This window comes from Candidatus Nitrospira salsa (assembly GCF_965152625.1).
In genome coordinates, this window is sequence record NZ_CBCUCO010000004.1 from 145,001 (window position 1) to 159,812 (window position 14,812).

A 14,812-nucleotide genomic window follows, 5' to 3' on the forward strand; every position below is an offset into this window, starting at 1 on the left:
TTTCGGTGTAATTATGGATCGCATCATCACCAATTTATCGTCCTGAAAAAATGGTGCGGGTTGTGATTCATCTACGACAGCCCCAAATAAAATCATTGCTCTCGGTCAACACCCAGTTCCCACATAGGCGGAAACTAATACACCTATTCATTCAACCAACAAGTCCTGCCATGGCTCACCATGGACGAAATCATCAATTCTTAACGTGAGGAAGAGGAAAGGGATGGGAGTACAGCTAAGGACACCATGAAAATCAACGATGAGTCGGAGGATTAAAGAAACGCACGTGAGGATGCTTAAATACGCCAATCAACACCATACCCGCAACAAAGCCACCGACATGCGCGAAAAATGCCACGCCACCGCCTTCATGACCGATGCTCATCCCTCCGCTCACGATCTGCAAAACAAACCATAGTCCAAGCACTATCGCAGCGGGGACATGCATCATTTGCGTAAAGAATCCAAGGGGCACTAACACCAGGACATGCGCACGCGGAAACAGCAACAAATATGCGCCTAACACTCCAGAGATGGCCCCACTGGCACCAACCATGGGAACGACCGATTCTGGATCGACCATCGCATGACTTAACGCAGCTAATATTCCACAACTCAGATAAAAGACAATAAACTTTCCATGACCCATCACGTCTTCAATATTATCGCCAAAAATCCACAAATAGAGCATGTTGCCTATTAGATGCATCCACCCCCCATGGAGAAACATACTTGAGAGTAATGTCCCGTAAGGCGGAAGCGAAACAAGTTCAAACGGTAATTGCGTGTGGCCAAAGACGACAGCAGGAATTGCCCCATACTGATAGACAAAGACTTCACCATATTCCACAGGAAGGGAAAACTGATAGAGGAACACCAATACACAGGCAACAATGAAGGAAACCGTCAAGTACGGGGTGATCGCAGTGGGGTTGTCGTCCTTAAGGGGAATCATGAAACATCCAACAACAAGGCATCATTAGCGAGACTGATCGGCTGAGATGCTGCACAGCTCCAGCTTAAGAATAGGGTCCAGGATATCGGGCGTGTCTGCATCGAGAGCGATTGAAAAACCCGCGGCATGCGTATGCCCCCCTCCACCATACCGTGCGGCAATGTCCGCTACCGAAATTCCTCCAGATCGAGAACGCAGACTAAAATATCGCCGACCGTTTCGCTGATGCCAAATGATGCCAAAGGGATGGTCTTTCGACAAACGTTCCCCAATTTGGCTTGTGAGCACAGCGCTGTAGACTGCTGGAACCGTTTCGCCTTCAAAATTCACCATGGCCGCCTCGACAATCATCTTATCGATCAAGCCATTTTCATGACGAAGAATCCCTCGCCCTTCAACCTCCAAGACGTCTTGACGAAGCTGATCCCAAACTGAAAATTCAAAGGGATAAGACGAGAGAGCTGCATTGATTTCACGACTATTCGGCAAACGCCATTGCCAGAGATCCTTATCTTGAATGTACTGCATCATCCATGGAACAGGCTCTCCGTGAATCCATTCCCACGATAGGACAGCCCCACTCTTTTCCAAATCAAAATGCACATACGGCAAATCAGCCAATGCCGCCTGCGCCGTCACATGATGATCTAAAATAAATAAACTCGCCGCCTTCTCTTGCATGGCTTCGATCACATCACGACCATAACTAAAATCAACCATAAGAACATGGCGATCAACGAGATTCTCTGGCGGTGGATCCCCATGCTTCACCGGCAAAAATGCTGCTTCAGGAAATCGCTTCCACACGGCCAACGCGGCTCCAAATCCATCAGTACATTCCGCATGATAGAGCACGACATCAGGAGCATGGGCATTGCTCACTTGATCAAAATTTTTCATATTCTCCGTCTCCTTACATGTAGCAACATACCACGGATATCCGACACAAGAAAATCCAATACGTGGCTCTAACTTTAAAAAGAAATATAGAGAATGTTAGGAAGGAAGAAAAGAGGAACTCATGGCCGATTGACAGACATTGACCTGATCAATCAATTGTCGAAGTCGGCCGGCATCCCTGCGGTTATAGTGAAAAACCAGTCGGGGAAGCTCTCGAACATGTGCATCCTCATATTCCTCTGGAAGGGCTGTGGTCTGGCTAAACTCTCCCTCCATCAGCATATCACGAAACTCACCATTCAATTGATGGAGTTCTTTTGGCTCAAGAGGGTGCTGAAGACGAATGACAAGCTTATCACCGACATAACGAATGGAATGGTAGTTCCGGTAAAACTGTTCAATTTCTTCCACCGCCTCAGCTTCGTGATGAAACACTTTAAAGAGGGTCAGGTCCGTCTCACTAATGAGACCTCGAGGCAACAATTGTCCTCTGACAAACTCCATCCATCGCTCCCAATAATCACAGTCAGGCGTTTCAAGACAGACGACTGGGACGGGATCGGTCTTTCCTGTCTGAATCAACGTCAGGACCTCAAACCCCTCATCCAGCGTGCCGAACCCGCCTGGAAACAACACCGTGGCGTGGGATTCCTTGACGAACAAGAGTTTTCTTGTGAAAAAATATTTCAAATTAACCAATTTTTTATCTTCAGCAATAAGGGAATTGGGAGCCTGCTCAAACGGCAACATAATGTTGACACCAAAACTATTATCTCGCCCGGCTCCCTCGTGACCCGCCCACATGATCCCGGGACCAGCACCGGTAATCACCATAAATCCCTGCTCGCTCAGCAGACGTCCAAAACGGTACGCAAGCTGAAAGTTTGGATCATCCTGGGGCGTTCGTGCGGAACCATAGATACTGACCTTGCGGACATGTTGATACGGATGAAAGACGGTAAACCCATACCGCAATTCTTTTAGCGCTCGATTGAGAATTTTGACATCAAGGACATCGACTTCCGGATCATGGAGCCTTAAGACTGTTTTCATCATATCCCGCAAAAGCGTCACTTTTGGATCATCTGTGGGTTCTGATAGTAATTTTTCAATTTTATCAAGAAGATCTTCATCTTGAGCAGAGCTTGAGTTCACCAAGGATAGGTTACGACGGTTCATTTGATATATTTCTCTCTCTTGTTTCATAATTACTATGGTACCCTGTCTCAGAGCCGAATGACATAAAGATAGACATTTTTGTACATAACACTCTTACTTGAAGCACGTGTTATGCCATCAAATGGCCTCACACATAAGCCTCTATCTTTTCGGTAAAAATAGCCAGTAACTCAAGACGTTATTAACAAATACACATGACGATACGTGACGTAAACCTGTGACAAATTTCTGGCGAATGCTCCCATGCCCTATTATTGGCCTCTCGCCCATGGACGGCGTGACCGACGCCACATTTCGACATATTGTGGCCACTCATGGGCATCCAGACATTGTGTTTACGGAATTTACAAGCGTTGGCGAAATTTGCCATAGCCGTAAAGGCGGGTGGGGCGCCTTTCAGTATTCACAAGAAGAACGTCCCATTCTCGCGCAGTTATATGGGAAGGACCCTGTTCTGTTTTATCAAGCGGCACACATTGTCTGTGAAATGGGGTTTGATGGATTGGACATTAACATGGGCTGCCCATCGAAAAACGTGGCATCATCAGGAAGCGGAGCTGCGCTAATCAGGACGCCTGAGCGGGCAGTAAAAATTATGGAAGCTGCTCATCAAGGCATCAATGATTGGGCCAGCGGTCAATCACTTCGGGAAGCCGGCGTGCGTCCAATGATCGTTGAAAAAGTTCACGAGATGAACATTGAAAATAACTGGCACCCTTCTCCGCAATCTTACCGAAGCCCCATTCCCCTCTCGGTCAAAACTCGCTTAGGCTACGATGAGGTCGTCATAGAGGAATGGAGCGAATGCTTGACTCAGGGAAAACCTGAAGCCATCTCGATTCATGGAAGAACATTACAGCAAATGTACCGAGGGCAGGCCGATTGGGAAGCCATCGGACTCGCCGCGCAACGCCTTCGTGGTAAGGGAATTCTCGTACTGGGCAACGGGGATATTCGATCATTAGAAGAAGCCTTGACCGCGATAAAAACATATGGAGTTGATGGGATCTTGATCGGTCGAGCCGCACTCGGCAATCCATGGATCTTTCGCAGAATCCAAGACCTTCGCCTTGCGATGAACTCGGAAGCCCCGCTTGACGTCACGCAGGACATCATTGATCTACCCGCACGATTCCAAATGATTTTAGATCATGCGGCCTACTATGAAACACGAAATCCCAAAGAGGGATTCCCACGTATGCGTAAACATTTAGGCTGGTATTGCTCGGGATTCCCACATGCCGCCGCCATGCGAGCCAGCATGGTGAGGACCAGCAGCATGCAAGATGTCGCTCAGGTTTTACGGGATTACCAATCGACACATCTGGCAAACCCCACGCCCTCGATTCCAGCAAGAACACTCACCAACGCCTCACCTGTCGAATGACACCCGCTCAGCTGATCCTGGCCTCGACATCGCCTCGTCGTCGCGAATTACTGACATTACTCGGAATTGCATTTACGATCGTAGCCCCAACGTGTGAGGAAATCCCATCTTCCACACATTCGCCAAGCGAACAAGCCAAACAATTCGCTCTAGATAAAGCTCAGTCTGTTTCAACTCAATATCCAGAACACTTAGTTATCGGAAGTGATACGGTCATTGAAATCGAAAATACACTGCTCGGCAAGCCAGACAATCTACAAGATGCTGAAAACATGCTCTGCCAGCTACGAGAACGCGTACATCAAGTCCATACCGGTGTGGCCGTCATTCAACAATCAACAAACTATTCTGTACACTTTATCGAAACCGCACACGTCTGGATCAAAGACTTTAACAATGACGAATTGGAGCATTACCTCGACACAAAAGAAAGCCTCGGGAAAGCCGGAGCTTATTCGATTCAAGGCGAAGGGGCAAAACTCATAGAAAAAATTGAAGGAGATTATCCGACTATTGTTGGACTGCCGCTGTGGAGAACAGCAAAATTACTTGAAGAACGGGGAGTTGTCCCACCCAATATAGTTGAAGGGATTTACCGATCAAAACCGTATGCGAATTGGAAGGAGTTTAGTTGAACCGTTAGCAGGGTTTCGCCCCTGCAGACGAGGTCCTTTGGTTACGGCCAAAGGACCCAAAACCCTATTCGCCTGGGTTCGGCCTCTTCGAGGGCAGACTGGCCCGTCGCTTTCCTCGACCCAGGGGAATGGCGCCGTATCCCAAGGTCAAGCTGATCCGATATGCCGATGATTTTGTGATCACCGGTGGGACGAAAGCCACACTGGAGCAGGTCAAGGAAGAGGTCGCTGGGTTTCTTGCCGAACGCGGCCTTGTGCTGGCTCCTGAGAAAACACGCATCGTGCATATCTCAGAGGGATTTGACTTCCTTGGATTCAATGTTCGCACATACGACGGCAAACTCCTGATTAAGCCGTCAAAGAACGCGCAAGGTAGGATACACTGTCATGTGCGACACATCATTCGAGGGAGTCCAGCCGTGACTCAACACGATCTGATCCGTTGGCTCAACCCGCTTATTCGAGGATGGGCCAACTATTATCGGCATGTGGTCTCAAAGCGGGTCTTCTCCACCTTCGACCGTGTGCTCTGGAAAGCCTTGTGGCGATGGGCCGTGCGGCGACACCCGAAGAAGGGACGGCGTTGGGTAGCCAACCGGTATTTCCAGACGTTCGGCTCGCGGTCCTGGGTATTCGCCTGTCGGCATGCTACTGACCAACACGAAACATCGGAATGGGTGAAACTGACCTCCGCGTCAGAGACGCCAATCCGGCGGCACGTGAAGGTAAAAGCTGATGCCAATCCCTACGATCCGGAATGGTCTCGATACGTTACAGGACGTAGGTCGGTCGTGGCCGGACTGAAAACCAGTCTTTGAAAGGCTTGAGCCGGATACGGGGAAACTCGTCTGTCCGGTTCTGAGAGGGGGGTGACAGCAATGTCACCTACCTACTCGATATTTCATTAGATTCCGAACCTTACTATTCCTCAATGCTCATAAATCCAAACTTCTCCCTTGAGGCTTTCAGAAATCTGCAGAAAATTTGATAGGCTCTTAGTTTATCCATATGATTTTCCTAATGAAATCTCGCAGTCTATTTTATCACCAACTTAACAAGGGCTTTGGTTTATGCTCACTTATCAAGTACAAACTAGAATTTTAAAAATTGAAGGATCTGGTAATCTTACATTTCCAAATAGGTGTAACATTGAATTGAAGCTTGGCCCTGGAAGTGCATTTGGCACAGAGGATAAATTTAGCCGCACTCTAGTTCGTGCACGCGAAACAAAAGTATGGATTGATTCCAATACGGGTCGATGGGTTGGACAATCAAGACCCTCGCTAGAATCCTTGGATGTGACAATTACCTCGCCGACATCGAAACTAGAATTGATGGGGGATAACTTACGTTATGTTTTTAACTGTTCTGATGTGGGTGAGCTCGAAGGAACTCTTGCAGCGCTTAAATGGGTTCTACCACCCCTTTTGAACCTCGAATTTTCAGATCCTCCCATAGTCCTTCATGTGCAAGGGCAATTAGGCAAAACTAAATTTAAATGGGAACACAGACCAGAAGAGTGGCAAATCAACATGAGAACTGTAACCGCTGACAAGTTGGAGAAATATGTCGATTTTGCTTTTGAGAAGCTTAGGCTTTTCAATGGCATACAAAATCGCAGACTTGCTGCGGCACTATCATATTTTCATGTGGCGGTCAGACTTAACGTGCGTGGAGATTCGCCTTGGGAATTCATGTCAGAGTCCATACTTAATTATGCGAAATGCCTAGAGATTCTGTTTGCAACTTCTGAGAATTCACGAGAAGACGTTAAACGAGAACTACTTAAGCTTGACTATAACAACCAAGAAATTGAAGGTGATTTTTTGCCGATTTTAATTCTTAGAAGCTGGGTTGATGTTGCTCATCCAAGAGTTGCAATTTACAAACCCAGGGACTTGAGAATTCTTTATCGATATATTTCTCTCTCCGAAGATTGCATACGAGAATTGCTTCAGAGGTTATTAGGGAAAGTTAGCGATGGAAGCTATGATGTGAAACAAGATGAAGATTTGTTCCTTGATCGGAAACAACGCAAAAGTATGGAGAAATTGTTATCAACAATGAATTCTCGCCTTGGAGTTCTAAGTGAACCTTAGTTGTTGGATTTGGAGTCAGATTCTTTGTCGAGGGTATTGGAGACTTAATAATTTTCAAACCTTACCTCTCATTGCCTACGGGTCTTTTTGTGTCAATTCCTGTAATTCCCTTAATGTCCGTAGCATCTCACCAGGTGTAATCTTGCGATTCACTCTGGCTCGCACAAATCCTTTTTTATTCAGAGTCATATTTATTCTCCTGACTTAATAGGTGTGAGGCATGACTTCAACCACGAACACTTCGAGTTGCTCTTTTGCATTACGGTAAATCACCCGCCACTTCTTATCCAATCAAGATGACCGAAAACCTATCGTCCCTTCTAACTCGACAATCCAGTTTATATGTTTCATCCTTCTAATTAGTGCAATACGACAGATTATTCTAAAGAAATTGTCTTCCAAACAAGCTTAGCCTATACTAAATACATAGTTTATGATCAACTCATGATAGGAAAAGACGATGAATAAACTAACAGCAGCCGACACCCTTCGCCTATCCATTCCTGAACGCATCCAATTGGTTGAGGATATTTGGGATACGATTGCCAACCAAGCTGATGTCGTAGAACTCACTGAAGCCGAAAAGACACTTTTGGAGGAAAGATTAGAGGCTTATCATCAGAATCCCGCTTCCGGCTCTCCGTGGGACAAGGTCTATCAGCGAATAACTCGCCAACATGACCTATGAGCTGCTGGTTCGTCCGGAAGCAGAGCAGGATCTCTTTGAAGCCTTTAGCTGGTACGAGAAGCAGCGGAACGGATTGGGACATGATTTTCTCTTGCAGGTCGATGCCGGTTTTCGGTTTTTAGAGCGGACGCCCTTAGTCTTTGCCGAACTATACCGAGGAATTCGTCAACATCTCATCAAACGTTTTCCCTACAAAATATTCTATCTCGTACAGCACAATGCGGTAGTGATCTTAGCCGTCGTGTACGGTGGAGGAAATCCACAGTGGATGCGACATCGCCTCGATCCACCCTAATATTTCTCTAGCTCCTCATACACATACCTCGGCTAACGGCCTATAATTCTTTCAATATACGGGTACAAAACGAAGACTATCGTGGTCATGATTGAGCATATGTTATCGAGGTTTCGTCCCCTCGCAACGAGGTCCTTTGGTTATGGACAAAGGATCCAAAACCATCTCCGCGTGTGTGCGATCTTCCAGATAAACTTCCCTTCAGCATCAAAGCATGTGACCGCGGAACTCGCTCGGGCACCCGACAACTCGGTAGATGATCGGCATGTCTCATACCTGTAAGAGAATGCATATCAGGAGGGGTTGATACCGTAGGACAAATCATGGCCGAGGCTCAGACAGTCCTCGCCGAATAGTTCGTTTTGATGCCGGAGCCAAACCACGTACAAGTCAGCAACTGCAATATGATTGGTAAAATGAACTCCAATATTTCCTTTTCCCCTTCACCTTAGCCACATGCGCGATATCAAAGTCTGGGAAAAGAATCACAGCCGGGTGAACTTTCAATACTTTCGCCAATATCAACGCTCGATCTCGACCTATAGACATGAGAAACAATTAATCTTGATAAACACGGTTTTTAGACAATTGGGTACCATGCGATACTTCCAATGTTTTTGTAAGGTTGATCTATTAACTCAAATGAATACAATATTTCTCCATAACAATATCGAGAAGCTAGTACACGTAAAATTTGTAAAGGGATCTGCCAACGACTACTTCGAATGGGTATGACCCCTTAGAACACATCGCTTAAAAGTCTAACATACTACCTGCTCTGCCCACCTCTACATGAAAGAGTGAGCAGCATGAAAGATCTTTTTAGTCGATTCCCAAACACCACTGCATTTATCGGAGGAATATGTCTTTGTATCAGCTTCAGTATCTTCATAGAAATGATTCTCTGGCAAATACTAGGTCCATATGATGATCGAGGACTCATTCGTTCAGAACCAAACGGATACCATTCTCGCGACGCTACAGGTTCAGCTCGTCCGTCAGGCATAGGGAGTATCCGGAGTAGTCTATTTTGGGAAGACCGACAACAATTCATTTATGACGTGACATACACAATTGATGAGCACTCACGGCGTGTGACTCCATTCGCAGCATCCACGAAATTGGACAAGTTTATTATGTTTTTTGGGGGATCATTTACCTACGGCGAAGGAGTAAAGGATAACCAAACATTACCTTACTATACTGGAGTGGCTGTAAAAAAATTGCGGCCATATAACTATGGATTCCATGGACTAGGGGCCGCTGAAATGCTTGCGAAACTTGAGAGTGAGAAGCTGCCTCGAGAAGTGTCAGAACGAAAAGGCGTATTGGTCTATGTGTATATGGATGATCACATCAGAAGAACAATTGGCTCAATGAGACTCGTTGCAACATGGGGAAAACATAAACCTTACTACTATCTGAGTTCGGGCGGAGAACTTAAACGTCAAGGAAATTTCGTTACGGGTCGTTGGTTTCTGACTAATTTGTATTTACTTTTGCACGAGAGCAGGATCTTGCGTGCACTGAGGATCGACTTTCCATTGCAAATTAACCGTCAACACATCGTACTTTTGTGTCGGATAATCAAACAGTCTCAGTCTTTATTTCACAAGCAATTTCCTAATTCAAGGTTTTATGTCCTCATTTGGCCAGGATCAAAATATAGTGAGCAACTAAAGCAATTGATGGCCGAAAATAAGATAAACTATTTTGACTATACAGGGCTATTGAACGCATCAGATCCAAAATACGTTATAGCACCTCCAGTTGAATGGCATCCTACAAGTTTAGCCTATCAGACTGTGGCAACAGCTTTGGCTGAGGACTTAAGCTTGATAAATGAAAACGAAAAAAATCCAGAGCTATCAGAAGCTCGTTGAGTCGGCTAGGCCTTTTCATCTCAGGATATGTTGGAAAGGAGAATAAAGTTTTTGCTGAATTTTCGAATATGGTGATTTTTAAATATTCAATCGTCACAAGCAAGCAATACTCAAAGAACTCAAAGTTTTGTTCAAAAAACGAGATACCTGCTGGATTTTTCTGTGTCAGTCTAAATTATCGTGTGAAACGGTACGAAAATAGCCTAGTATCAACATGTATATTACACCTCAAATATTTTTTGAATAAATAATCCCCGCCGCAAGCGGACGGGGTATTAGAAGAGGACTAACTGGTGATTTGCGTATAGCTTTTGGTAGGCATCCCCTTGTTGCTTGACATATTTCCCTATCATATTTTCATTGCCATGTTTACCCACTGTGCTTGCGTAATACCCGTCGGTCCATAGCTCACCACCCCATAATTGCTCTTTGACCTGAGGGGCGCGCCGGAAGATCTCTCGGGCGGTCAAACGCTTTATGATGGTCACCACCTTCGTCACACTATACCCGGGAACCGATTGGACCAGAAAATGGACATGGTTCTTATCCGTACCAATCTCCAGAAATTTCAACTGATACCGCGGCTCGAGCTCGAGGCAAACCTCCTTCAACACACTATCGACGGCTGAATCAAATATCGCACGGCGATATTTGGCAGGAAAAACCAGGTGGTACAACAAAACCGTAACATTATGGCTCTTATGAATGTACTCCCTCACCCGAGTAGTTTACGCCGCAAGCGGCGGGGAATATACCCTCAAGTGATTAAACTAACCGACGAAATGGAAAAAATTTTCGAGAGAAATTTGGCCTATATTTTGTCTAATGGCTAATTATGTTAAGGAAATGAAAAAAGGCGGCTCCTTTTTTAAGAGCCGCCTTTTCGGAAGTGAAATTGTAATTCAGTGTTACATGAATTTCATAAACTTCTCTTTTGCGGCTTCCATGAGTTCTGCCGAGATAGATGTCGCACCTTGCTCCTTCGCTAACCGTTCAATTTCCTTCTTTGCCATTGGCTGAATAAAGTCAGGAATATTATTGAGGCGCGCTTTCGCTTCTGGCGACCATTCCATACCATCCGTTGCATTCTTGGAATCGTCCATGACCTGTAACGTGATTTTCTCAAATCCATTTTTTCGCGCATAGGTTTCCACGCTACTGCGGACCATTGGCGCCACAAACGACGGAAGCTTATCCAACCGCTCTTGCGCATCAGCCGTCCAGGTCAGTGGTGGACCGGCTGGAGTTGACGTTCCCGCCGTACCTGAGGAGCCAAGACCCATTTGAGCGACCATCGCAGAAAAGGGACACCCGCCTTCTGTCGTTTCTCCAGCTTCTCCAGGAGCTCCGGACATCGCAGCCGGAGCTGCAGCTGTAGGAGCAGGGGATTCGCCTGCTTGAATCTTCTCATTGAGATAGGCAGCCATTTGACCAGCACCGGCACCCGCTTCATCCTTTAATCCACCGCGTGTCATTTCCAAAGGAGTCGGAGCCACCGTTCTGCCTCCAAGTTGAACACCGAGTGAACTCACCATTTGGGTCTCACCTGGATTCGTCACCATTGAGAACTTGGCATCACATGAAGGACATTTGAAAAAGACTCCAAGCGAGCCTTCGGCTGGCTGCTCAACTTTCTCAAACCCCATATACGTTTCACAATTTAAGCAGACAAATTTCATAAGTTTCCTCTCACATCACCCCACCAAACGTATCGCAGGGAATCAATTATGATTTTTCAGACAACACCTTTTTATAGTCTAAAAGAGTCTGGACCTTCTTCGCAATCTCCTGAAACTTTTGAATCGTCGGGTAGGACTCATCGAGAAGCGGATTACCTTTATCAAATGTCTTTGCAAAGGTACGATCAAATGGAATGCGTCCTAATAGAGGAAGACCCAAGGCGTCACACATCGTCTCTGTATCACCTTCAAATAGTGGGTTTTCTTCTCCACAGGACGGACAGCGATATTCGCTCATATTCTCAATCACACCAAGGACTTCAATACCGACTTCCTGTGCATACGCAATGGACTTTTGAACAACATTAGAAGCCACTTCCGATGGGGTAGTCACCACCACAGCACCAGCAAGATCGGAAATCAACCCAGATAATAGGGGAGGCTTATCGGCGGCAGCTCCCGGGGGAAGGTCGGCTAACAAATAGTCGAGCTCTCCCCACACAATGTCGGAGAGAAACTCGCGAATGACATTCATTTCCGTCATTCCCAACCAAACCGGACTTAAATCCATCGGCCCCTTCCAGCGAACAGGCGCATTGGTATTAATCAAAAAGTCCATCGACGCGACTTTGATCCCAAGGGGACCAACAGGAGGAAACGCCCCTTCAGGCCCATAGGTGAGTGCTGCCCCTCGAATACCTAACATTTGCGGAACGCACGGCCCGTTTAAGTCTACATCTACGAGACCAACACGCTGACCAGAACGAGCCAACGCCAGGGCCAAATTGACGGTCGTCATACTCTTCCCGACGCCGCCTTTGCCACTCATGACCACCACTTTATTGCGAATCCCCTTTAATCGAGCCTTCACAACCTGCGTTTGCGCCGCAATCTGCTCAACCACCCGAGCATCGTCGGTATAGTCGAGTTTATCCAAAATCGCCCTAAGGTTTTGTTCGGATGCCATAAGGAAAACCCCTGAAATATCAGTTAAATATTGTGAACATTAAGAGATCAACAAAGGACGATAGCACAGCATTTTTTGGAGCGTCAAACCCATGACATGACGTCAAGACATTAGTAGACCACATTGGTCCCGGTTACCCAGCTACAACAATTTCAGCCCCGCAAGCGTTTTGAAGATTTGGAAATCTTGATCACGAGCCACTAAAGTGGCTTGGTGATCTAAACACGATTGAGCAATCAAGGTGTCTGCAAGCTTCGCTTTTCTTCCACGCTTCAACACTTTCGCTCGCAATATACCCGCTCGCCCCCAGAAGCCATCAAGTATTGGTAAAATCGGAATACCCAAGATTGTGTTGCGGTTCGCTGCGGATAACTCAGGTTCACTCAATAGCTCTGTCACCGTAACTGGGGAAAACACTGCAACCTGGTCACCCAATGCCTGATCAATTAACTCCACATCGTTTCCATCTTCTCCCTCCAAAAAGGCGATCAGGGAGCTTGTGTCAATACACAGCATTAGTCTTCTCGCAAGTCAGAGAGACGAATGCTGAACTTCACTTTTCCTTTAAGTGAGCGAAGCTTGGAATAGGCCCCGCTGGCAGCTACCAATTCTAATCCCTTTCGAATGGTAGGAGTAATTCCCGTGCCTGTGGCCTCAGTCGCTCGTTCCAACAATTCTTGGGGCACTTCAAGGGTAAGTTTTTTCGTCTTCACAAGATATACTCCTGGATTAAGATCATGCGCTGGCGTTATGACCTCATATACCATATCTTCCACCATACTAGACTATGGTATCACAACATTGACCTACCAGTCACATTGAATTTTGAGGCACTCCGAGCCGGAAAGTATTTTAACATCAACCTGAATTCTAGATGAACCTGCAAAACCCTATGACTTACAACAGGACCAGAGAAAAAAGAGCCGTCAGCTCAAAAAGATTATAGCTAATCTAAATAATTTCCCGTTGACTTCTACTGACAACCACATCCAGGGAATATGCCACAAACATCAAAAGTTATTGAAACGGCTATAAGCCGCTCCGCGGCGGAATGAATTCAGCCTTACGGTCTTCACTCGCACCATGGGTAACCTCCGAAAATCGATTCATTTTTCTCGTACAAGGCGTCGTCAATCACAAAATTGAGACACACCTGACTTATTAAGTGCGGTCGAAAATATCTTGATCGACAGAATAGCCGTTGATCCCAAAACGCTATACAACAAATCAACGATTAACGCTGCCACAGCATTTTGGGAAATTATCAAAAGGACATCAAGATCACTTTTCCACAGTTTGTGAGCCTACGCCCGACTCTTACCGTTCCATCCCACCTGTCATTCAATAAAAGCCTTTCATAGTTCAAGGCCATTGCCCGAGGCTGAAAGCGTAATCGTAAAGACACTATTTTGTGGAAAGGGAAGTCCAGGGAATTGCGTTTTTTCTTGAATGAGTGAAAGAGGAGGATATAGAAAAAGGATTTGAGTTACCTAAAAGGATACGAGTTGTATCTAAGAAGATACAAAGAAATTCTTTATCTATGCCAGAACTTTTCTTGAAAATCTTAAAAACAGAACCCTCTTGGCTTTTGTGAAAATACCTTTGTCAGGGTACAACAATTGCGTTCCCCAATAATCAAGAAGGCTTCTTAAAGTAAACACAAAAGGCCAAAAAGTTTATTACTTGGTTAGGTATGGGAAACTGTTCCCTATGATGAACGGGTCTCCATGCTTAAATGCAACCATAATGACTTACGCCGTAAGGAGAAATTTCTATGCCTAAAAAAAAGAAGAAGAGTACTGGTCAGGTAGAAGACGACTTTGGCCCAAGCTATAATTATGTGATGCCTCAAGAAGCTTGGCTAGTTGGCATCGGGTTCCGGTTCATAACAGGAAAATTGCTTAGCATTATAGATGACGGGGGAAATAGGTCAGTTGGAGACCCTGATCCAGTTGAGACAACTAAGACCAAGAAGAATCAACTCTTGGAATTACACATATGCGGCAACCAGTCCGTGACGATACAATATACGGAATTCACAGTGCTGATAGGGGATCCGAAACGGGGTCATATGGTCACAGTGACTACATATGCACACGACTCAGCTGCACTTTGTATTGAGCGTTTGTTATGAGAAAACGACCT

At 45.8% G+C, this 14,812-nt stretch carries 16 protein-coding genes and 1 pseudogene (1 of these 17 only partly in view); 9 read left to right on the forward strand and 8 right to left on the reverse strand.

Going from position 1 to position 14,812, the window contains the following annotated elements; translation table 11 throughout:
• Positions 1-66, forward strand: a pseudogene (locus tag ACWQXP_RS14680) (IS1595 family transposase); it begins 584 nt to the left of the window's first position.
• Between the two features lie 187 nt (positions 67-253).
• Here the strand turns inward: ACWQXP_RS14680 and ACWQXP_RS14685 are convergent.
• From ACWQXP_RS14685 to ACWQXP_RS14695, 3 genes are all read right to left on the reverse strand, one after another.
• On the reverse strand, positions 254-955 hold the full coding sequence (locus ACWQXP_RS14685) for a rhomboid family intramembrane serine protease (protein WP_454063625.1): 702 nt from the start codon (positions 953-955) through the stop codon (positions 254-256).
• A 24-nt stretch (positions 956-979) separates the two neighbouring features.
• Positions 980-1,855, reverse strand: coding sequence for a DHHA1 domain-containing protein (locus tag ACWQXP_RS14690; RefSeq protein WP_454063626.1), 876 nt, complete (start codon positions 1,853-1,855; stop codon positions 980-982).
• A gap of 96 nt (positions 1,856-1,951) precedes the next feature.
• On the reverse strand, positions 1,952-3,034 hold the full coding sequence (locus ACWQXP_RS14695; RefSeq protein WP_454063627.1) for an LOG family protein: 1,083 nt from the start codon (positions 3,032-3,034) through the stop codon (positions 1,952-1,954).
• A 235-nt stretch (positions 3,035-3,269) separates the two neighbouring features.
• On the opposite strand from ACWQXP_RS14695, the gene ACWQXP_RS14700 reads away from it, so the two are divergent.
• The 7 genes from ACWQXP_RS14700 (at position 3,270) to ACWQXP_RS14730 (ending at position 10,021) form a co-directional block, all read left to right on the forward strand.
• Entirely contained in the window at positions 3,270-4,421 is a 1,152-nt protein-coding gene (locus tag ACWQXP_RS14700) for a tRNA dihydrouridine synthase (protein WP_454063628.1), read from the forward strand.
• Positions 4,418-5,056: a Maf family protein gene (locus ACWQXP_RS14705; protein WP_454063629.1), complete on the forward strand. Its 639-nt coding sequence runs from the start codon at positions 4,418-4,420 to the stop codon at positions 5,054-5,056. Before ACWQXP_RS14700 ends, ACWQXP_RS14705 begins: the two co-directional genes overlap by 4 nt.
• Positions 5,057-5,184: 128 nt before the next feature.
• On the forward strand, positions 5,185-5,874 hold the full coding sequence (locus tag ACWQXP_RS14710) for a group II intron maturase-specific domain-containing protein (protein ID WP_454063630.1): 690 nt from the start codon (positions 5,185-5,187) through the stop codon (positions 5,872-5,874).
• Positions 5,875-6,126: 252 nt separating this feature from the next.
• Complete coding sequence (locus ACWQXP_RS14715; RefSeq protein WP_454063631.1) at positions 6,127-7,155, forward strand: hypothetical protein; 1,029 nt, start codon at positions 6,127-6,129, stop codon at positions 7,153-7,155.
• Positions 7,156-7,615: 460 nt separating this feature from the next.
• Positions 7,616-7,843: an addiction module protein gene (locus tag ACWQXP_RS14720; RefSeq protein WP_454063632.1), complete on the forward strand. Its 228-nt coding sequence runs from the start codon at positions 7,616-7,618 to the stop codon at positions 7,841-7,843.
• Positions 7,833-8,138 (forward strand): type II toxin-antitoxin system RelE/ParE family toxin, encoded by a 306-nt coding sequence (locus ACWQXP_RS14725; RefSeq protein ID WP_454063633.1) that lies wholly within the window; start codon positions 7,833-7,835, stop codon positions 8,136-8,138. Before ACWQXP_RS14720 ends, ACWQXP_RS14725 begins: the two co-directional genes overlap by 11 nt.
• Before the next feature lie 809 nt (positions 8,139-8,947).
• Positions 8,948-10,021 carry a hypothetical protein gene (locus tag ACWQXP_RS14730; protein ID WP_454063634.1) on the forward strand — a complete coding sequence of 358 codons (1,074 nt, stop codon included), beginning with the start codon at positions 8,948-8,950 and terminating at the stop codon, positions 10,019-10,021.
• A gap of 275 nt (positions 10,022-10,296) precedes the next feature.
• Here the strand turns inward: ACWQXP_RS14730 and tnpA are convergent, their stop codons facing one another.
• The 5 genes from tnpA to ACWQXP_RS14755 form a co-directional block, all read right to left on the reverse strand.
• Complete coding sequence (gene tnpA / locus ACWQXP_RS14735) at positions 10,297-10,740, reverse strand: IS200/IS605 family transposase (protein WP_454063635.1); 444 nt, start codon at positions 10,738-10,740, stop codon at positions 10,297-10,299.
• Between the two features lie 189 nt (positions 10,741-10,929).
• Positions 10,930-11,700, reverse strand: a complete 771-nt coding sequence (locus ACWQXP_RS14740; protein WP_454063636.1) for a PCP reductase family protein — start codon at positions 11,698-11,700, stop codon at positions 10,930-10,932.
• 46 nt (positions 11,701-11,746) lie between these two features.
• Entirely contained in the window at positions 11,747-12,667 is a 921-nt protein-coding gene (locus tag ACWQXP_RS14745) for a P-loop NTPase (protein ID WP_454063637.1), read from the reverse strand.
• Between the two features lie 141 nt (positions 12,668-12,808).
• Positions 12,809-13,183, reverse strand: a complete 375-nt coding sequence (locus tag ACWQXP_RS14750; RefSeq protein WP_454063638.1) for a type II toxin-antitoxin system VapC family toxin — start codon at positions 13,181-13,183, stop codon at positions 12,809-12,811.
• Positions 13,183-13,380, reverse strand: a complete 198-nt coding sequence (locus tag ACWQXP_RS14755) for a hypothetical protein (RefSeq protein ID WP_454063639.1) — start codon at positions 13,378-13,380, stop codon at positions 13,183-13,185. Before ACWQXP_RS14755 ends, ACWQXP_RS14750 begins: the two co-directional genes overlap by 1 nt.
• A gap of 1,061 nt (positions 13,381-14,441) precedes the next feature.
• Between ACWQXP_RS14755 and ACWQXP_RS14760 the strand changes: the two genes are divergently transcribed.
• On the forward strand, positions 14,442-14,801 hold the full coding sequence (locus ACWQXP_RS14760; protein ID WP_454063640.1) for a hypothetical protein: 360 nt from the start codon (positions 14,442-14,444) through the stop codon (positions 14,799-14,801).
• Positions 14,802-14,812 lie beyond the last annotated feature (11 nt).

Coding starts and splice junctions, on each gene's coding strand:
- ACWQXP_RS14685 (WP_454063625.1), bottom strand. CDS start 955: ATGATTCCCCTTAAGGACGACAACCCCACTGCGATCACCCCGTACTTG.
- ACWQXP_RS14690 (WP_454063626.1), bottom strand. CDS start 1,855: ATGAAAAATTTTGATCAAGTGAGCAATGCCCATGCTCCTGATGTCGTG.
- ACWQXP_RS14695 (WP_454063627.1), bottom strand. CDS start 3,034: ATGAACCGTCGTAACCTATCCTTGGTGAACTCAAGCTCTGCTCAAGAT.
- ACWQXP_RS14700 (WP_454063628.1), top strand. CDS start 3,270: ATGCTCCCATGCCCTATTATTGGCCTCTCGCCCATGGACGGCGTGACC.
- ACWQXP_RS14705 (WP_454063629.1), top strand. CDS start 4,418: ATGACACCCGCTCAGCTGATCCTGGCCTCGACATCGCCTCGTCGTCGC.
- ACWQXP_RS14710 (WP_454063630.1), top strand. CDS start 5,185: ATGGCGCCGTATCCCAAGGTCAAGCTGATCCGATATGCCGATGATTTT.
- ACWQXP_RS14715 (WP_454063631.1), top strand. CDS start 6,127: ATGCTCACTTATCAAGTACAAACTAGAATTTTAAAAATTGAAGGATCT.
- ACWQXP_RS14720 (WP_454063632.1), top strand. CDS start 7,616: ATGAATAAACTAACAGCAGCCGACACCCTTCGCCTATCCATTCCTGAA.
- ACWQXP_RS14725 (WP_454063633.1), top strand. CDS start 7,833: ATGACCTATGAGCTGCTGGTTCGTCCGGAAGCAGAGCAGGATCTCTTT.
- ACWQXP_RS14730 (WP_454063634.1), top strand. CDS start 8,948: ATGAAAGATCTTTTTAGTCGATTCCCAAACACCACTGCATTTATCGGA.
- ACWQXP_RS14740 (WP_454063636.1), bottom strand. CDS start 11,700: ATGAAATTTGTCTGCTTAAATTGTGAAACGTATATGGGGTTTGAGAAA.
- ACWQXP_RS14745 (WP_454063637.1), bottom strand. CDS start 12,667: ATGGCATCCGAACAAAACCTTAGGGCGATTTTGGATAAACTCGACTAT.
- ACWQXP_RS14750 (WP_454063638.1), bottom strand. CDS start 13,183: ATGCTGTGTATTGACACAAGCTCCCTGATCGCCTTTTTGGAGGGAGAA.
- ACWQXP_RS14760 (WP_454063640.1), top strand. CDS start 14,442: ATGCCTAAAAAAAAGAAGAAGAGTACTGGTCAGGTAGAAGACGACTTT.